This is a genomic window from Granulicella sp. S156, assembly GCF_009766105.1.
GTDB lineage: Bacteria > Acidobacteriota > Terriglobia > Terriglobales > Acidobacteriaceae > Granulicella.
In genome coordinates, this window is record NZ_LMUH01000001.1 from 347,241 (window position 1) to 366,287 (window position 19,047).

Sequence of the window (19,047 nt, forward strand, 5' to 3'; positions counted from 1 at the left end):
CAACAATCTGAACTTCCGGAGGAATCGCATGGCCAGCTATAAAACATTCATGAAGTCCGGTCACCCACCGACACTTCTCGCCGCCTTTTTGTACTTCGACTTTAGCTTTGCGATCTGGGTGCTCAACGGCGCTATGGGCCCTTTCATCAGTCAGAACTTTCATCTTTCTCCGGCACAGATCGGATTCATGGTTTCTGTGCCCACTCTTGCGGGTGCGTTCATGCGCTTCCCTCTTGGAGTCATCTCGCAATACATTGGCCGCAAAAATGCGGCCATCGTTGAGATGTCGGCCATCGTCATCGCTCTCCTCTATGGCTTTTTCTTCGTGCATACCTACCACAACGTATTGGCAATGGGAGTACTTCTCGGTATCGCAGGCGCCAGCTTCGGCGTTGCCCTCTCCCTTGGCTCCGGATGGTTTCCGAAGCAATACAAAGGCCTCGCCATGGGCATCGCTGGCGCCGGAAACAGCGGCACCGCCCTGGCTGCTCTCTTCGCGCCGCGTTTGGCGATGCACTTCGGCTGGCAGCACGTCTACGGCTTTGCCGCCGCGATGATGTTTCTTCCACTCGGCGTCATGATCTTCTTTGCGAAAGAGCCACCCGACATCGAGCATGCCACGCTCCGTGAGCACCTCGCCTGTCTTTTTGAGAAAGACGGTTGGTACTTCAACATGATCTACATCATTACCTTCGGTGGCTTCCTCGGCCTCGCAACCTTCCTGCCATCCTTCTACTACAGCCAGTTTCACGTAACAAAGGTACAGGCCGGTACGCTAACGGTCTTTGCAACGCTCACCGGGAGCCTGACGCGTGTGCTTGGCGGTTGGTTTGCCGATAAGATCGGCGGTATCACCACACTCTCCGTCGTCTTTCTCATCTCCATCGCCGGTCTCTTCGGCCTGATGGCAACCCCCTCGCTCACCGCCACCACTCTGCTCTTCATGCTCTGCTTCGCAGCACTCGGTGCCGGCAACGGTGCAACCTTCCAGCTAGTTCCCCTGCGCTGGCCCCTCACCACAGCAGTTGCCGGCGGGATGATCGGTGAGATTGGTGCATTGGGTGGATTTATTCTGCCTAACGTCCTCGGCCAATCCAAACAACACACCGGCAGCTATCGATTGGGATGGATATGCTATGCGGCACTCGCATTCCTCATCCTGATCATGATGCGTGTGGTCGCACGCAACTGGACCAGAACGTGGGTCGGCGTCGGTGGCCGCGCCCATACAGAGATACCAAAGGAAAGTGACTTTGAGGCGGATGGTGTTTTCGCAGCTGACTGATCCCTAATCCGAGACAGTGCAGGTGAATGAACCGACCCAATAATGGTCACCTGACTGTCGAAGGTTTATAGACAACACGCATATTCCGAAATCAACCTGGAGAATCAAAAGGAAGGAACCCATGAGCGAAGAAACACTCTATCAACGCATCGGTGGTGAAGTAGCGATTAACGCCGCGACGGATCGCTTCTTTGAACGTGTACTAGCGGACCCTAAATTGAATCATTTTTTTGTTGCTATCCCCATGCCACGATTGAAGACATACCAGGCTTCCTTTCTCTCCCATACATTGGGTGGACCCAAGCAATACGGCGGTGCTTCAATGCAGATGGTGCACGCCCGACTAGCAATTGAGCAGCATCATTTTGATCTGGTATCAACTCACTTGGTGGAAACGCTTCACGAGTTGGGTATTGCCAAAGAGACTATCGGAGAAGTAGCCAGTGCAATAATGCCGTTGGCAAACCTGATTGTTAATACGAAATCGGCAATGCACCCACATAGCTAATGGGTACTTTCTTGTGACTCGAGAGGGTTATGTATCGATGTCTACGGGCTTGATCTTCTCTACTAGCAAGTCACCGAAATCTGTTGGTTATCCGACGGGCACGCTCCCGAAATCACGGGGACGCCTCAGACAGGCATGAAAAGGCCTCTGCACCTCAATCAGCCTTGCAATTATTTGGCGAAACCGGGCACATCGACACGGCGGACGACGTGGTCCTGGATCCAGTGCGGGTCCCACCACTCTTTGGGATCGATCTGGATCCCATCGAGTTGCATGGCAAAGTGAACGTGGTCGCCGCCAGCCATCCCTGTCATGCCGCTCAGTCCCATGATCTGCGAGCGCTTGACCATGTCGCCTTCGTGTACGTCGATCCGGCTCAGGTGGCCATAGATAGTCTGCAGGCCATATCCATGATCCACCACGATGCAGTTGCCGTAGATGCCCAGGGGTGCAGCCCAGACAACACGGCCGTCATTCGACGCCTCAACACCGACATGCTGGGTGACGGCAAGGTCGTAGCCGAGATGCACCTGCTGATCGATCTTCTGGCCATGATAGATATAGCTGCGCACGTCAGCGAATGTGGCCTCAGCCTTCGCGTGCGACTGACGCGTGAAGGGTTGACTCCAGAGGAAGTGATCGGCAGTCTTGAGACGCAGGTCGGCCAGCGTCTTGTTATTAGCCTGACGCATCTCGGTGTTGATCTTGACGAACCGCGCGACGGGATCGCCCGTGCCATTGGGATCCAGCTCGCCAAGCACCTTCTGCATGAACTGGTCGGAGACTTGAATCTGGTGCTGCGTGTAGACGGGCTGTTCCCTCTTCGGGAAGATGATGGTCAGCGGCGTAGTCACGTCGTTGCCAGCTCCGTTCGAAGCAAAGGCCAGCGGCGTCGTACCAGAAGGCATGTTCCAGGCAAAGGCGAACAAGGAGAACAGGCCAGGCTTACCGCCGGGCATCGGCCAGGCACGGAAGACCTGGTCGCCGACCCGGACCCCCGCAGCGGTGTAGTTGCCAGTGACGTTCATGGTGGCCAGGTCGGCCATGCCAAGGTATAGGTAGTGCTGGTCGGAGTCTGCACTGATGACAGGCGGCTGGGTGGCTACGTTGACGTCGCGCTCCCAGCGGGTGGTGCCGTGGAACAGGCCACCCGAGGTGGCTTCGAGGACCAGGTGAGCGGGGCCGTCATGCAACTGGGGCGTCGTCTTGACGCCGACCTCAAAGGTGAAGGTGCTATCGATGCTTTTGGATGCGGTGTTCGTCTGCCACACCTGATACTTCGTGCCGCTCTGCGTCACACTGGCGGTGAGCTTGCTAACACCATGGGGATCGTGGATGTGTACGGCAATGGGAGTCGCCTGCCCGATGACGGTCGGGGATGAGAGTACCTCCAAAGAGGGCTTGCTGCAGCCGGACAGCATCAGCAATAACGGCAATAGAAGGATTCTTGCGTTGTTGATTGGAGTTCTCACAAGTTGATTCTAGCCTCAGAACCTTCCTGGCGCCGCGCTGATCGGAGCCGCTGGCTATGAGGTCGCGCCTTTCGCCCTTCAACAGCAGTGGAACGCGAACAGCCTTGAGAAGACCGGAATAGCCGATGCGCAGTTCCCTTGCCTGCGCATCGGAGAAGTAGATTCTCTAGTTAAGCGTGACGTCGGCATGCAGCGGAGTGCTCTCGCTGGAATCGCCGACAAGGATTGTAAATTTGCCAGGATCGATGGTCCACTTCTTGGCGGAGTCGCTCCAATAGCTGAAGGCGCGGGCGTCGAGTTTGAGTGTGAGGTGTTTGGTTTCGCCAGGCGCCAGGATAACCTTCTCAAAACCTTTCAACTCGCGCTCGGGGCGAACAGCTTTGGCGGAGGGATCGGAGACGTAGAGCTGCGCTACCTCGGCTCCGGCCACGTTGCCGGTGTTGGCGACGTCAAAGCTGACGGAGACGGTAGAACCAGAGGCGACGCTTGATGGCGTCTGAAGATTCGAGAAGTTGAAGGTGGTATAGCTGAGGCCGAAGCCGAAGGGAAAGAGCGGGTGCTTGCCGGTCGTGGTCCAGTACCGATAGCCGACCATCAGGCGATCGCCGTAGTTGATGTGCTGGATAGTGTAGTCGAGCGGTTTGCCATTGTCGCCGATGGTGTGCAGGATTGTGTCACCACCGGGCGTGCCATAGTAGTAAGGCTTCGATGGGCTGTTCTCCCAGTCACGGTCAAAGCTGATAGGTAGCTTGCCCTCGGGGTTGTGCTGGCCGAAGAGAACCTGTGCAATGGCGGTGCCGCCCTCCTGGCCAGGATAGTAGACGTGAAGCAACGCAGGCACCTTGTCGAGCCAGCGGCGTGTGTCCATGGCGCCACCACTGGTGAGCGTGACTACGGTGTGCGGATTGGCAGCGGCGACGGCTTCAATCAGTGCGTCCTGCCCCCAGGGGAGCGTGAAGGTCCGGTCGTGGCCTTCGCCCTCGCTCGCTGTATCAAAGCCGAGAGCGACGACGACTACGTCTGCGAGCTTGGCGAACTGCGTTGCTTCGGGAGCGATAAGGCTGGGCTCATAAGCGAGTCCGAAACCGAAGCGGGAGCCGGCCGCCTGGGGAAGATAGTCGGCCTGGACGTTGACGGTCTGACCTGCGGTCAGATCGATCGATACATACTTCGGCACCTGCCCCTCCGCGTGGACCTGATCGAGCACCGGCACACCATCGACGAGAATCTTGAAGGCGTCCTCACCGGAAGCCGCACCAATGAGCAGATATTTGCCAGTATCCTCCGCCTTGTACGAAGCGGAGTAGCGAATGCTACGCGGGGATTGGTCTGCAGGCTCCCACTGATCTGCTTTATATTCCGCCACGTTCCGGCGTGTGCCAGGTTCGGGCGTGCCGGTAAAGTCGTGGCTGTGGTAGGTTGCAATCTTCACATCCCCATCCCAACGTGTATGGCGAAAGACATCATTCACATTCGGAAGGCCGCGGCTATAGAGGACGTGGACATTTGCGCCGAGTAGATTTGCGATGCCAGTGAGTTGACTGATGGGTTCGAAGGCTTGAGCTTCCGACGAGCCCCCGCCTCCGGGAATTGCGGGATAGGCATCAGGGCCAATGATGGCGATAGTCTTGATCTTCGCAGGATCGAGTGGCAGAATGTGGCCTTCATTCTTGAGCAGTGTGATGCTCTCAAGCGCACCCTGCATGGCGACAGCGCGACCGGCGACGGAGTACGTAGAGTCAGCAGGGTCGAACTGTGGACGCGCAGTGAACCCGTAACGCAGCTCGGTGCGAACGAGGCGCAGAACCTTGTCATCGATGGTGGATTCTTTGACCTCGCCGCTCTTTACTGCGGGAAGCAGATTCTTCGCGTTCATAAAGCGCGGGCTGGGCATCTCGAGATCGAGACCATTGTTGGCTGCGGCGACGCCGTCGTAAGTAGCGTCCCAATCGGACATAAGCACGCCCTTGAAGCCCCACTCGCCCTTGAGCACCTTGATGTTGAGGAACTCGTTCTGCGTCGCATGGACACCGTTGATCAGGTTGTAGGAGTTCATCACTGCGTCGACGTGCCCCTTGGTGACAGCAGCCTCGAAGGCAGGCAGATAGATCTCGCGCATTGTGCGCTCGTCGATGTCGGAACTGGCGTCGTGGCGGTTGAACTCCTGGCTGTTGAGCGCGTAGTGCTTGACGGTCGCGATAACGCCTTGCGACTGTACGCCCTCGATATACGGAACGACAAGAATGGAGTTGAGATGGGGGTCTTCGGAAAAATATTCAAAGTTGCGGCCACCGATTGGCGAGCGCGCGATATTGACGCCGGGGCCGAGCAGGAAGTTGACATTGCGCGAACGGGCATCGCGGCCAAGGCTCTCACCAAGGGTACGTGCGAAACCGGTATCCCAAGTGGCAGCGAGGGAGACACCACCTGCGTATGCGGTAGTCGGGCCCCATGTCCGCACGCCAACCGAAGCATCGGACATTTTGAAACGCGGAAGACCAACGGCGGGAATGGCATGGGTGTACATGGAATCGATGCCGCCGAGCAGCTCGATCTTCTGCTCGAGTGTGAGCCTGGAGACGATATCGTGGGCCTGCGATTCGATCGCCGGCGAGTCGGGCGCGGGAGCCTGCGCGGGACTGGGAATCGCAGTTGTAAAGGAGGCCAGAACAGACGCAAATAATGAGAGAGAAATGCGTTGATAGATGATTTTCATGACGGGATAAGGGTAAAGCATTGGATGAGGGAATGTATGGCGCAAACGGTCCATCCTGAAATTATTCCTATAGTCGTAGTCCATCATGGTGGCATCGTGATAGCGGCGACATTTATTGCTTCATCCAGCCGTGGCGGGTCATCCATGTTGCCAGCAGGCCGGGCCAGGCGTCGGCACCGCGTAGGTTCTGCGCGAGAACGACTCCGTGGGGGCCGTGCTCGAACAGGTGCATCTCCACAGAGACCTGATGGTTCACGCAGGCCTGGTAGAAGGCGAGGCTGTTTTGCACGGGGACAACTCCATCGTCGGTCGTGGCGAAGAGAAATGTGGGTGGAGTGTCGGCGGTAACGTGCAGCTCACTCGAGAGCAGAGCCTCTAAATCGGGCGTGGCATCCGAGCCGAGGAGGCTTTCGTGCGAGCCCTGGTGCATGAAGCCTGGGCGCATCGAGATGACGGGATAAGAGAGGATGCCGAAGTCCGGGCGCGCGCTGGTGTGGTCGATCGCGTCCTGTGGCGGGAGAAGCGTCGCCTGATACTGCGTCATGAGGTAAGAGGCGAGGTGACCGCCGGCGGAGAAGCCCCAGACGCCGATCTTTGTGTCCGCAATGTCGAACTCCTTTGCTTTGGATCTCACCAGGCGGATGGCGCGCAGGCCGTCGAGCATCTCAGCGGGATAGCGATAGGGAGCCACGCGATAGTGCAGAACAAAGGCGGCAATGCCATGCGATTGAAGCCAGAGCGCGACGGGCTTGCCTTCTGGCGCAGCGAGGTCGTGATAACCGCCGCCGGGGATGACGAGAACTCCGGTGGAGGTGGGATTTGTGGAGGGGAGATAGACGTCGATCGAGGGTTGATCTTCAGCAGTGGTTCCGTGAGAGAGAGGCGCGGGCGCAGACCACAGTGGGATGGTGCTTTGCTGGGCTGCGGCCAGCGGACCATGGAGGATGATCCATGAGAGCAAGAGGAGGAAGATTCCTGGGACGCGTGGGCGAGCTACCGAGATCGATGTTTTCACTGCCACTGCCTTTCGCAAGGGTTGTTTCAGAATGGATCGCTCTTGGAGCGAGCAACGTAAAGGAATACATTCTGCTCATTCTGGCTATGACCCGATGGTCCCCTCCGAGTTCAAGCAGCGGAAGCTGGAGCACCCAAATCAGTCTGCCGCTACAAATCGTTGTCATCGTCGGAATTTCCGCTGCGTGACAATCTAGCCTGAGCGACCCCGGTTGGTCTACAGAGCAGATACGTATCCATAATCCATCCGTTTTCCTGTCTCTTCTCGTGGCGAACTGTTTCAATCATGCTCGCAATTTCACTGAGCTTTCCAGATAGAAGGATCTCTTCTTCCATTCCCAGATAGGCACCCCAGAAGATATCAAGCTCTTCATCGAGCAGATTGTTGAAGGAGCATTGTCCATCCAACATCACGATGGTTCTTTCTGCAGCGCCACTCATACCAGCGGAGAGTTGGCGACCTGTTGTAATGACGACTGATTCGCCTATCCCATTCAAAGTGATCTTGTGGCGGGCGGCCAAAGCTTGAATGCTGGTAATGCCGGGGATGATCTCGAACTCAAAAGAAAGCCTTCCACCAGCCGCTATATGTTCGATGATCCTGAGTGTGCTGTCGTACAGCGATGGGTCCCCCCACACCAGGAAAGCGCCGCACTGATCCTCTTCAAGTTCCCGTGCGATCATCTCTTCGTAGATCAAGGCCCGCTGCCGATGCCAGAGTTCAACCCTGGTTGTGTAATCCGATATGGTTGGGTCGCGGACAGGATCATCTACCTCTACCACCCGATAGGAACGATCCTCGATATATCGTTCACATATCTCTTTTCTAAGGTTTAAGAGTTCCTGCTTCGCTTCGCCCTTGTCCATGAAAAAGAACACGTCTACGATGTTCAGTGCTTTAATGGCCTGCACCGTAATGTATTCCGGATTGCCGGCACCAATGCCGATCAGATAGAGCTTTCTCATAGATACCGTTTCTCAGTGAAATAAGACATCGCATTCAAATGTCATTCATAGCAATTCTGCAAGTTTTTGAAGCACGTCATCCGTTCGAGCTACAGCCGGTATGTTGTGTTTCTGGGGGCGATCGATCATGACAATTGGGATCTGGAGTGTTCTCGCAGCTTGAATCTTTGAATAGGTTGCTGTGCCACCACTATTTTTGGACACGATCAGGCTTATGGACTCACTGCGAAGCATCTGTAGTTCATCGTCGAGATGAAAGGGCCCACGCTTCAGAATCAGTTTCGAGTTCGTGGGCAGCCTTTCGTTCGGCTCATCGATGGCACGCACGAGAAACCATGCAGCTTCGCAGTCGGAAAACGCTCCAAGTTCCTGCCGTCCGATCGAGAGAAATACTCGATTGCGTTTATGGTTCACCATTGACGCGGCGGCTTGTACATCGGGTACAGCGCACCAGAGATCTTCCTTCTTTGGCGCCCACGGTGGGCGCTCAAAGGCGATGAGCGGAATGCTTAATGTGTTGCAGGCTAACTCGGCGTTGCCACTTATTTTTGTAGCGAAGGGATGAGTCGCATCGATGACCACCTTGATATTTTCATCGACCAAATAAGAGACCAATCCGGCAACCCCACCGAATCCTCCAACCCGAACAATCCCCGCGGGCAGTCTGGGCTGGCTCACTCGGCCGGCGAGGGATGAGATTACCGTCAAATCATCTCTGACTGCTAATTGTGTGGCAAGCTCCGATGCCTCGCTTGTCCCACCCAGAATCAGGACTCGTGTCGAGTCACCTCGAGCGGAGTTTGTATCGGATCGCATCGCAATGATCTTGTCTGCTTCCATAGAGCTATTCCTCGGAAGTATCCGTACGATCCCTCGCCGTCGAATAGAGGTAGCTCTCACCGAAGGGCGACTGACCGAGAGATCTCCCAACCAGAATAAGGGCGTTGCGATCTATACCCGATGCTTTGACCATCCCATGGATGGTCGACAGCGTACCGCGCAGGATGCATTCGTCGGGCCAACTGGCCCGGAAGACGACGATGACGGGACAGTCTTCGCCATAGAGGGGTAACAACTGGGAGGATACCTGGTCAAGGTTCATGATGGAGAGGTGAATCGCGAGCGTCGCACCGGTGCGGCCCAGCGTTGCGAGGTCTTCTCCGGTAGGCATCGGTGTGGATCTTGTCGAAGTTCGAGTGAGAATTAGGGTCTGAGCCACGTTCGGCAGCGTGAGTTCCTGGTTGAGAGCAGCTGCTGCGGCTGCGAATGCAGGAACACCCGGAGTGACATCATAAGGAATACCAAGCAGCCTCAGGCGGCGAATCTGTTCTGCCATCGTGCTCCAGATGGAAAGGTCGCCGGAATGGATACGAGCGACATCCAGTCCTTTTGCGTGTGCCTCTGCGATCTCCCCGATGATCTCATCAAGGTTCATCTCCGCCGTATCAACAATGCGTGCTCCGGGCGGTGCATGGGTAAGTATTTCCTTGGGCACGAGCGACCCCGCATAGAGACAAACCGGTGAGTTGTGGATGTGATCCCGGCCCCGCAGTGTAAGAAGATCGGCGGCTCCTGGGCCTGCGCCGATGAAGTGGACGATCATGGATGCTCCGTGAGGGAAAGTGCCGCAACCGCACAGGTACAAAAGCGGCCTTTCGTTTGCGGTACGATGAGACGCGCAGAGGGACCAAGCGACGCCAGCGCAGACGCTTCCGCAACATTGGCGGTTCGTGTTTTCGAGAGAGCCAAGGTCGAGTGTGTGGTGACGCCCGCAACGCTTGCAAGGATGCTCGCGGGGATGAGCACAAGACGAAGCCCCAGTATCGAGGCTACGTCCTCTCCTATCGAAGCGCGACGGTCGAGCGTCGCAATCATGGTGTCGGAAGGAATCTCGTCGACAGATGCTTCGATCAGCCGGATGACATCGTCGCTGCAGGCACGGGACGAGCAGCCGATTCCGATGGAGAGACGCTCGTGCTGGATCCTATCGGTCACGACTTGGTCACCGTCCACTGAGTAATCGGCATCATCGGTCGCCATCCATAAAAGCGGCCGATTAGATCGGCTCGGGAAACCGCCATGCGCATCAGATCGCCTCCATAAAGCGTATGGCGCGCGATAAGGCTCGCTTCGCCCTGGAGGGTAACTGCATTTGCAACCAGACGACCACCGGAGGAAAGCTTTGCCCAGCAAGCGTCAAAGAGGTCATCGTTGCCGACGCCTCCTCCGATGAAAATCGCATCCGGCGACCGCAGGCCTGCAAAGGTGGCGGGTGCAGTCCCTTGAATGACCGTTAAGTTTGGTACACCCAGTCGCGAGGCATTCTCCCGAATTCGAGCGGCCCGGTCCTCTCGCGCTTCGAAGGCGATGCAAGAGCATGAGGAATGAAGACGCATCCACTCAATACCGATCGATCCGGTACCGGCTCCGACATCCCAGAGGGTTTGGTTGGGTAGCGGGGCGAGCCGTGCGAGCGTCACCGCGCGAACCTCCCGCTTGGTCAACTGCCCATCTGTATCAAAGGTATCGTCCGGTAAACCTGGGGCAAGGGCTAGTGGCGTGGCTTTCGTGTCGGAAGCGCAGAGTACCGCCATGAGATTCAGTTTTCCGCACCGCTCGCTCAGCCAGCATGATGCCAGTTCTCTGATGTTGCGCTCAGCGGAACCACCCAAATTTTCGAAGACATCAATCTTGCTTGATCCATATCCAGATTCCGTCAGAAGCCGAGCGACGGTCGCCGGCGTGCTGCCGTCTTCGGAGAAGATTACAAGCCGCCGACCAGGATAGAGATGGCGAAGCAACTGTTCTACCGGTCGGTTGACCAGCGTAATCAGGATCGTCTCCGCCACCGGCCAACCAAGTCGCGCACAGGCTAGAGAGAAAGCGGAGACCTGCGGAATAACGCGAAACTCGGTTGCGACAAGGTCGCGGGTGAGTGGCACTCCCACACCGTGGAGCATCGGATCGCCACTGGCGAGCACGGTCACTCTCCTCTTTCCGCGGTATTCCGTGAGGATTTGCTGCACGGCTGGGTTCATCGGGGAAGGCCAGGGAATACGGGTTGCAGAAGAACCGGCAGTTGGTACGAGGGCAAGGTGGCGAGCTCCTCCGTAGAGCAACTCAGCGAACTCAACTGCTCGTTTGGCCTCACCATTCAGTCCATCCCAGCCATCTTCTCCGATGCCTACGATCGACAACCAACGCTCAGCGACAGTCATGAGACATAACTCCTGTCACCATAGCTCCGGGGAGTATAGATAAGCTTCCTGTCGTTCGACAATGCAATTGCCCGAGTTGTTGAGGAGCCAATGAGAACGATGGTTTGCATATCGGCACACGATGGGTCGAAGTGCTCAAGATCGGTAATAATAGTTCGCTCGTCGGATCTGCCCACGCTACGTGCAAGGACAACGGGCGTCTCGGGTCCCCGGTATTTTGCGATAATCGTCCGCGCTTCATCGAGCTGCCATAGCCGCTCCGATGAGATCGGGTTGTAGATTGCGATTGCGAAGTCGGCGGATGCCGCCGCTTCCAATCGCTTCACCACCATCTCCCAGGGTTTGAGCCTGTCGGAGAGCGAGATGACGCAGAAGTCGTGTCCCAAAGGAGCTCCAACTCTAGAAGCAGCTGCCTGCATAGCGGACACTCCGGGAATGATGCGAATGTCCAACGAGTGCCAAGCAGGCGGCCCCTGGTCCACGCATTCCAGAACAGCCGACGCCATAGCGAAGATGCCCGGGTCTCCAGATGAGACGACGCAAACGCGGCGGCCTGATTCGGCTAGAGAAAGAGCCTGCCGCGCACGGTCTGCTTCAACCTTGTTGTCGGAGCCGAAGCGGCGCTGCCCGGATCTTACGGGGACTCGGTCTAGATAGGTGTGATAACCCACCAAGTCTGTGGCCTCAGACAGCGCCTTCTGAGCCTCTGGCGTCATCCAGTCAGCAGAGCCAGGGCCCAAGCCAACGACGGAGATCCAACCTGCACTCTGTATCGTTTTATCGCGCTCATCCTGACTTCCATCGGGAATCAGGATGAGTGAAAAATAGGGGACATGGAGTGGATCGACCTCACCGATCGGCACGATGCGTTCGGCGGCCATCGTCGCTCGTTCGATGAAGAGTGCTTTGTCCGCGAGGCCGGTCCTATCGAGGGCCCGCTTAACCTTTGCGAAGTTTCGGCCAAGCTTCATGATGGCAAAGGCGCCCTGCTGGCTTAGCTTTGCGACTAGCCTGTCCTCGGGGAGCGTTCCGGGGAGCACGGTGAAGTCAGTGTCTCTGCGCACAAGCGGCGTTCCAAGCTGTGAGGCTGCGCCCATGATTGAGGCAACTCCAGGAATTACCTGCGTGGAAAAACGATGAGCGAGACGATCATGAAGATACATATACGAACCGTAAAAGAAAGGGTCTCCTTCACATAAGATAGCCACGTCTCGCCCGCTTGCGAGATGGCCCGCGATCTCTTCCGCCATCTCGTCGTAGAACTGCGACAGTGCAACCTCGTATCCTCCAGGATGAGCAGTCTCCTCTGTCGTAACTGGATACATCATCGGTAGTTCGGTCTGGCCATGAACCAGTTCCGAGGTAACGATCAAACGAGCGTTGCTGTATCCCTGTCGGGTGCATGGATAAGCAACGACGTGTACCTGCCTGAGCACCCGTTGTGCTTTGACCGTAATCAGTTCCGGATCGCCGGGACCGACACCGACTCCGAAGAGACGTCCGCTTGGTACACCTAGGCTCATTCCTCCTCACTCGCGAGCGCATTGACGGCTGCCGCGGCAATGGCGCTGCCGCCTCGGCGTCCTCGAACGGTGAGGAAAGGTATTCCAAGTGAGTTGCCTGCAAGTGCTGTCTTGGATTCGGCCGCGCCTACAAATCCGACGGGAATGCCAATGATAAGCGCTGGTCGCGGTGCTCCATCCTCAAGCATGTCGAGCAGATGGAACAGTGCTGTTGGAGCGTTCCCAATCACAACAACCGAACCAGCAAGTTTATCCCGCCATAACTCGACGGCTGCGGCACTTCGGGTTGTGTGGAGTCTCCCGGCGAGTTCCGCGGTTCTAGCATCGCTTAGCGTGCAGATGACCTCGTTATTCCGTGGAAGTCTCGAACGCGTGATTCCATTCGCCACCATCGTCGCATCGCAAAGCAATGGCGCACCTTCGCGTAGCGCATTGACGCCCGCCGAGGCGGCATCCGGCGACGCCTGTACATCCTGCGGCAGGTCCGTCATACCGCACGCATGGATCATGCGGACGACGATGCGAGCAAAATCGTTCTGAAAAGCGGAAAGATCGGCCTCTCTTCTGATAATGGAAAAAGACTCCCGATAGATAGCAGCGCCATCCTTGACGTAGTTCATTGGACAGCGACCTCAGACAGCAAATTTTGATGCAGCGCGGCGACCGCATCAAGTGCAAATTCAGGCGAACAGTCAGACGCCACAGGGCTTCCCGCGATACTTAGGGTGTAGCCCAAAGGGCCGGCGATGAGTTCAGCGGTCGCACCGTGCCGTTGGGCGCATTGCTTTTCGCATCCAGAAAAGTTCACGGTCCACCCGGAAGGCACCGCGTGACCTAGAAGACGATGCGCAAGAGACACGGCATCGCCGCGCACATCAGCCAACGACGCCTCGCAACCACTACTGCCTGCACAAGCCGCGATCCCTCGAAAGCCGTCTCGCCCGTCGCAGGACAGACCCATGGAATGGAGGGGGCCAACGATATTGTCTGATGCACCCTTCGGAATGGAACCAAGCACAACGCCACGCCACGGGGAAAGTCGAAGATCACTCTTCCACTCGTTCGCGGCGTCGGCAAGATAAATCGCCTGTTCTGCCGTAAGCCGTCCGAGAGGAACGGATGGGATGATGCTCACTCGACCATTTTGAGTGGTGGGATAGATGCCAATAAGCGCCTCTTCGACTAAGCGTGAGGGAGGAGAAACAGGGGATGGCGTTAGTAGGTGCGAAAGAGCATCAACAATCAGTTTCATGGCTCCCGGAGCCATCACTACTGCTTTCCCGCGAACGGGCAGGTTGGACTCCTTTGCCAGGCGGATACACATCTTTGCCGCTGCCAGCATACAGTCGACGGCATCACCGCGTTTTACAACAAATCCTGAACAAGCTCCTCCGATTGAAAAGCTGAAATAGGGCCCTGCGTTTAGACCGACGGCCTCAAGGGAGATATCGTCGTTGCTACGGCTGAACCGTCTGGTCCCACCGTAAATTGCGAAGCTGAACTTGGGGTGGAGGTCTACAAAGGCGTTCTCCTCCCGCAATTGTTGATCCAGTTCATGGATCAGCGGTCGTGGATCGATGACCTCCTCGCTGTCAAGTCCCGCAATGGGACTGGTGACGATATTGCGTACTCGATCATGCTGCGGCGAAGGCAGCAGACCAGCCATGGCGATCCTTTCCACGATCGGTTCAAGATCTCGATCCTGAATCCCTCGCAGCTGAAGGTTTGCCCGCGACGTAATTTCAAGATAGCCGTCCGCAAAAGCACGTGAGAGGCCAGCAACAGCCTTAAGTTGGTCGGCTTCGATCAGCCCCCCGGGCACTCTGATCCGGATCAGCAAACCGTCTTTTGCGGAGACTGCATGAAGGACACCTGGGCAGAACTGCCCTCCGACTTTCATGGAGCGCCAGCCTTCTGAGCGATAGCTGTGGAGATCGACAACGGTTTGAGCAAGTACACCTCACCAACCGCGGGGAAGAAGGCACAAAGCTCAAAAACCTATGAGCGATTGCTTCCCGTTTCCACGCGGAGAAGAATCAGGACTATATCTGAGGTTGGTCTCCTGATTGACAGGCTGAGCGCTTGATCATAACGCTCTGGAGTCTTCGCCTTCCTCGCCAAGAGTCGAGTGGCTTACGAAGAGTCCGTCTCCTGAACACAGTGGCGGGACCATGCCGGACTCACACCGGCTTCCCTGTTATGCCCTCGAGGGCACCCCAGAATACTTACCTAATCTACCAGACTCATTTCGCCAGGCTCTACTTTTCATGCCCGAAAATCCGGTAACCGCTGCTCCGCAAGCCCCATAATTGGCCAGACCTCCATCCCCCAGAAACAGCCTTCAACGCTCACTCAGGCACAAATGACAAAGTCCTGACAATTCTCAGACGCCCACGTGACACGGTCGCTGAAGAGGAAGGGCAAGATGTCTATCAGGAGCCTCGTTTGCATGCCCAAGAACTCCGTCTCATCCAGGAAAATCGTCTTCTTCTTTCCTTCCTTCGCAAGCTCGGAAGCGACGGCACCTCTAGGCATCCTGGCCGTCGCAACCCCACTCATACGAGCCGGGTTCGACATCGTTCTCATTGACTCCACCATCACCCCGAATTACAAACGACGTGTGCTCGAAGAGGTTCGAGACGCCGTCTGCCTGGGCATCTCGCTCGTCACCGGTCCCATGATTCGCGAGACGGTAGAGATCGCGCGGGCCGTCAAGGAATGGAACCCCGATTTCCCCATTATCCTCGGCGGATGGCATCCGTCTCTTCTTCCCGATCAAACTCTTCAAGCTGAATGTGTGGATTACGTCGTTCGTGGGCAAGGGGAGGATGCCCTCCTCGAACTCGTGCAACATCTCCAGAGCCACTCTGCCCCAGATCTCATAGCAGGTATCGGCTTCAAACGCGGCGGCAAGCTCATCATGACGCCTGAACGCCCCCTCAAGCCACTCATGGATATGCCTCCCAAGGCATATCACATTGCTGATTTCGACGCCTACGAGCGCGGCTGCGGCAAGCGTTGGGCCATGTACACCTCCTCGCTTGCGTGCCCGTTCAACTGTGGGTACTGCACGAACGCCGGCGTCTACGGCCGCAAATGGAATGCCCTACCCCCTGAACAGTTCGTTGAAGAAACAGTCGATCTCACCCGGCGCTATCGACTGGAGATGTTGTGGGTGGTCGACGATAACTTCATGGTCGATCTCGACCGTGTTCGAGGTATCGCGGAGGGCCTTGTACACGAAAAGTCGCAATTCAAATGGAGCGTACAAGCCACGACAAACATGGTCGCCCGGCTCTCGCATGAGGATTTGACACTACTGCGGCGTGCGGGCTTGCAGCAAATCTGCCAAGGCGTTGACTCCGGCTCTCCCAAAGTCCTGCAGCTGATGAATAAGACTTTCCAGGATTTCGACCAGATCTACGAGAGTGCCGCGCGCTGCCTTGCTGCTGACATCCGGCCCTCCTTCAATATCATCTTCGCTTTCCCGGGCGAAGGTCTGACGGAACGCCGCGAAACCGTCAACTTCATGATGGACGTCTGCCGTCGCTTTCCTGGTGCCGAGTTTTGGACGAACATCTTCACCCCGTATCCCGGCTCGCCCATCATGAAGCGCGCCGAGGAGATGGGCATAGAAGTTCCCAAGACGCTCGAAGGATGGGCGGACTACTTCCCTCGCTACACTCAGCTTCCCTGGCTCAAGGGCAAAGATCACGACCGCCTCCAGACCATGCGCGATTACCTCCGAATCGCCTTTGACCGTATCCCCATCGCGGCTGACACTCGCGGCCCCATTACTCGCATCGCTCAGAAGTCGCTTTCGCTTCCAGCCCGCTGGCGCCTCGACCACGATACCTACAAGTACCCCGTGGAGATCTGGCTCAACAATAAGCTGAAAAAACGCATGTCCGCGGCACAAAAACCCGCTGTCGATGCGAAGCGCCTCGCCAATACTCCTGCGGAGGCTGCATGCTAGAGGTCTCCGACCAAACCGTTCCTGCAAGCCGAGGCAAGGTGATTCTTTTCTATCCACCTTACGACGGGCCACCTCTCGGTGCGCCCCTCTCTCTGCTCTCGCTTGCCGGTACATTGCGGGAGGCAAACTTTGAAGTCGCGCTGATCGACGCAGCAATAGAACCAAAGTATCTCGATAAGATCCGTGAACAGTGCAAGCATGCAATCTGCATCGGCATCTCAGTCCTCACCGGCCCCATGATTCGCGGCGCCATCGAAGCAGCACAGTGCGTCAAGGAGCACGCACCTACCGTCCCCGTAATCTTCGGAGGCTGGCATCCAACGCTCTGCCCAGAGTCCACCCTGCGCGAGCCTTATGTCGATATCGTCGTGCGTGGACAGGGCGAGGCTACCATCGTTGAGCTAGCGAAGGCCCTCGTCGACAAAAACCCGCTCGATTTTATACAGGGCATCTCCTGGAAGGAGAATGGCCGTCTCATCGAAAACCTTGAGCGCCGCGTCCAGCCCATAGATGCCTTTGCCCCACCGGCCTATGAGTTCACTGACTTTGACGCCTATGAACGTGCCTCCGGCAAACGCGAGCTCGCCTACGCCACCAGCGTTGGCTGCCCATATGCTTGCAACTACTGCACGGATATGGTGGTCTACAAACGCCGCTTCAACGCATACGCTGCCGAGCACGTCGTCGCCGAACTCGTGGGCCTCGTCAAGCAGTACCGCATCTCCAATGTCGCTCTGCTCGACTCCAACTTCCCGGTTAACCTCCCTCGCGCCATCGCTATCGCCCAGGGGATCCGGGACTCCGGTGTCAAGTTCACCTGGACCTTTCAGGCATCCACAGACTTCATTTGCCGCATGAGTCAGGATGAAGTGCAGTTACTCGCAGACAGCGGTGTCAGCTATATGGGTTTCGGCACGGAGTCTACCTCCAAGGCTGTTCTCAAATTGATGAACAAGCGCCATCAGCGCGTGGATGAGATGTATGAGACCGCGCGCAAAGCATCGCTTGCGGGGATACGCGTTACATTCAACCTCATACTCGGTTACCCAGGTGAGACCGAACAAGATCGGCTCGAGACCTTCCGAACGATGTCCGACATTGGTAGACAGTTCCCGAATGTACGTTTCTCACCCAATATTTTCACACCTTATCCAGGCATTCCAATCTGGCCGCAGTTGCGTGAACTCGGTGTCATAGAACCCCAGACCCTTGAAGACTGGATGACCATGCCACTGGGAGCTAACCTTCTTCCTTGGCTCAGGGGAAGCGAGCTTGCACGTCTTGATCGCATGCTCGAGTATTTTCTTTTACTCAATCAGGTCCGCCCCAAGCCTGGAGCAAGCAATATGCAGAAGTATATGGGCCGGCTTGTTAGCCGGCCCATACGCTGGCGGCTCGACTCCTGCCAACTCTCCCTCCCTTGGGAACTGTGGCTTTCGCGTGTCTCAGAGTATTTAGTCAGGCGCCGCTCCCTCGTCACTGGGCAGCCGTTGCCTGTGCTTACGTCCTCGTCCAAACAGGAGTCAGCCAATGCCTGCTAACCCAGTCAGTGTCCTGCTCACACTCACACGTAATGTCGAGCAATGGCCAAGCATAGAAGATAGGAGCGCTTGATGCCGGACCTTCTACTTACCCACGGTTATTTTCTCTTCGATGATCCGAAAGAGATCCAGATCATGAAGCCCTATGCTCCGCTGGGGATTCTCTATCTATGCTCCCATCTGCGCGCGCGGGGTTTTGACGTCGACGTATACGACACAACCTTCTCCAGCAAGTCAGACCTCATTCATCACCTGCGCACCGAGACTCCAACGGTGCTTGGCATCTATGCCAACCTAATGACACGGGCAAACGCTGTGGAGATCATGGGGGTCGCGCGCGAGGCCGGCTGGCGCGTCATCGTCGGTGGTCCAGAACCCGGAGCCTACGCGCAGGAGTATTTGGAGTCTGGCGCGGAATTCGTGGTCTTCGGGGAAGGCGAGGCGACCATGGAGGAATTGCTGACCGCCATTCGCGCACGCGCCGACCAGACCGACGCCGGCTGGAGATCCAAAATCGCTGGGGCAGCATTCCTCGATGAGTCCGGGCACTTCCATCAGAACCCACCACGGGGTCAAATTGCGGATCTTGACGCGCAGCCGTGGCCCGCACGCCATGCCATCGATCTTCATCGCTATGTCGAAGTCTGGCGCACACATCACCAACAGGGTTCAGTCAACTTCATCACCGCGCGTGGCTGCCCGTATAAATGCCGTTGGTGCAGCCACCAGGTTTACGGCCAAACCCACCGTCGGCGCGATCCGCTCAAGGTCGTCGACGAACTTGAGTTCCTGATCAATGAGTACACACCAGACATCGCCTGGATCTCG

The 19,047-nt window shown here is 56.8% G+C and carries 16 protein-coding genes and 1 riboswitch; of the genes, 5 read left to right on the forward strand and 11 right to left on the reverse strand.

All coding sequences use genetic code 11. The features are described 5' to 3' along the window. The first annotated feature begins 28 nt into the window (after positions 1 to 28). Together GSQ91_RS01465 and GSQ91_RS01470 are read left to right on the forward strand one after the other, a co-directional pair. The gene (locus tag GSQ91_RS01465) at positions 29 to 1,285 is read left to right on the forward strand and encodes a nitrate/nitrite transporter (RefSeq protein WP_158819469.1); all 1,257 of its coding nucleotides are present in this window, start codon (positions 29 to 31) and stop codon (positions 1,283 to 1,285) included. Positions 1,286 to 1,406: 121 nt separating this feature from the next. After that, positions 1,407 to 1,793: a group 1 truncated hemoglobin gene (locus tag GSQ91_RS01470; protein ID WP_158819470.1), complete on the forward strand. Its 387-nt coding sequence runs from the start codon at positions 1,407 to 1,409 to the stop codon at positions 1,791 to 1,793. Between the two features lie 170 nt (positions 1,794 to 1,963). Here GSQ91_RS01470 and GSQ91_RS01475 read toward each other — a convergent pair whose 3' ends face one another. The 11 genes from GSQ91_RS01475 to cobG all read right to left on the reverse strand — a co-directional run bounded on the left by GSQ91_RS01475 (position 1,964) and on the right by cobG (position 14,602). Beyond that, entirely contained in the window at positions 1,964 to 3,265 is a 1,302-nt protein-coding gene (locus GSQ91_RS01475) for a M23 family metallopeptidase (protein ID WP_158819471.1), read from the reverse strand. 166 nt (positions 3,266 to 3,431) lie between these two features. Further along, positions 3,432 to 6,035 carry a glycoside hydrolase family 3 protein gene (locus GSQ91_RS01480; protein WP_216845011.1) on the reverse strand — a complete coding sequence of 868 codons (2,604 nt, stop codon included), beginning with the start codon at positions 6,033 to 6,035 and terminating at the stop codon, positions 3,432 to 3,434. 58 nt (positions 6,036 to 6,093) lie between these two features. Then, on the reverse strand, positions 6,094 to 6,996 hold the full coding sequence (locus GSQ91_RS01485) for an alpha/beta hydrolase (protein WP_158819472.1): 903 nt from the start codon (positions 6,994 to 6,996) through the stop codon (positions 6,094 to 6,096). A gap of 149 nt (positions 6,997 to 7,145) precedes the next feature. After that, positions 7,146 to 7,961 (reverse strand): precorrin-6A synthase (deacetylating), encoded by an 816-nt coding sequence (cobF, locus tag GSQ91_RS01490; protein WP_158819473.1) that lies wholly within the window; start codon positions 7,959 to 7,961, stop codon positions 7,146 to 7,148. Positions 7,962 to 8,006: 45 nt separating this feature from the next. Further along, positions 8,007 to 8,801, reverse strand: coding sequence for a cobalt-precorrin-6A reductase (locus tag GSQ91_RS01495; protein WP_254064312.1), 795 nt, complete (start codon positions 8,799 to 8,801; stop codon positions 8,007 to 8,009). A gap of 4 nt (positions 8,802 to 8,805) precedes the next feature. Further along, positions 8,806 to 9,564 carry a precorrin-4 C(11)-methyltransferase gene (gene cobM, locus GSQ91_RS01500; protein WP_158819474.1) on the reverse strand — a complete coding sequence of 253 codons (759 nt, stop codon included), beginning with the start codon at positions 9,562 to 9,564 and terminating at the stop codon, positions 8,806 to 8,808. Beyond that, positions 9,561 to 9,956: a cobalamin biosynthesis protein gene (locus GSQ91_RS01505; protein ID WP_158819475.1), complete on the reverse strand. Its 396-nt coding sequence runs from the start codon at positions 9,954 to 9,956 to the stop codon at positions 9,561 to 9,563. The genes cobM and GSQ91_RS01505 overlap by 4 nt, the downstream gene beginning before the upstream one ends. Further along, positions 9,953 to 11,179 (reverse strand): precorrin-6y C5,15-methyltransferase (decarboxylating) subunit CbiE, encoded by a 1,227-nt coding sequence (gene cbiE / locus GSQ91_RS01510; RefSeq protein WP_158819476.1) that lies wholly within the window; start codon positions 11,177 to 11,179, stop codon positions 9,953 to 9,955. The genes GSQ91_RS01505 and cbiE overlap by 4 nt, the downstream gene beginning before the upstream one ends. Continuing rightward, positions 11,176 to 12,702 carry a precorrin-2 C(20)-methyltransferase gene (locus GSQ91_RS01515; protein WP_158819477.1) on the reverse strand — a complete coding sequence of 509 codons (1,527 nt, stop codon included), beginning with the start codon at positions 12,700 to 12,702 and terminating at the stop codon, positions 11,176 to 11,178. The genes cbiE and GSQ91_RS01515 overlap by 4 nt, the downstream gene beginning before the upstream one ends. Further along, positions 12,699 to 13,322: a precorrin-8X methylmutase gene (locus GSQ91_RS01520; RefSeq protein ID WP_158819478.1), complete on the reverse strand. Its 624-nt coding sequence runs from the start codon at positions 13,320 to 13,322 to the stop codon at positions 12,699 to 12,701. Before GSQ91_RS01520 ends, GSQ91_RS01515 begins: the two co-directional genes overlap by 4 nt. Further along, the gene (gene cobG, locus GSQ91_RS01525) at positions 13,319 to 14,602 is read right to left on the reverse strand and encodes a precorrin-3B synthase (protein ID WP_158819479.1); all 1,284 of its coding nucleotides are present in this window, start codon (positions 14,600 to 14,602) and stop codon (positions 13,319 to 13,321) included. The genes GSQ91_RS01520 and cobG overlap by 4 nt, the downstream gene beginning before the upstream one ends. 134 nt (positions 14,603 to 14,736) lie before the next feature. Further along, a riboswitch (cobalamin riboswitch) is annotated at positions 14,737 to 14,936 on the reverse strand. Positions 14,937 to 15,151: 215 nt separating this feature from the next. On the opposite strand from cobG, the gene GSQ91_RS01530 reads away from it, so the two are divergent. The 3 genes from GSQ91_RS01530 to GSQ91_RS01540 all read left to right on the forward strand — a co-directional run. Next, positions 15,152 to 16,678: a B12-binding domain-containing radical SAM protein gene (locus GSQ91_RS01530; protein ID WP_158819480.1), complete on the forward strand. Its 1,527-nt coding sequence runs from the start codon at positions 15,152 to 15,154 to the stop codon at positions 16,676 to 16,678. Then, on the forward strand, positions 16,672 to 18,219 hold the full coding sequence (locus GSQ91_RS01535) for a B12-binding domain-containing radical SAM protein (protein WP_158819481.1): 1,548 nt from the start codon (positions 16,672 to 16,674) through the stop codon (positions 18,217 to 18,219). Before GSQ91_RS01530 ends, GSQ91_RS01535 begins: the two co-directional genes overlap by 7 nt. Before the next feature lie 72 nt (positions 18,220 to 18,291). Next, the coding region (locus GSQ91_RS01540) for a radical SAM protein (RefSeq protein WP_174240628.1) at positions 18,292 to 19,047 on the forward strand (756 nt) is incomplete at its 3' end.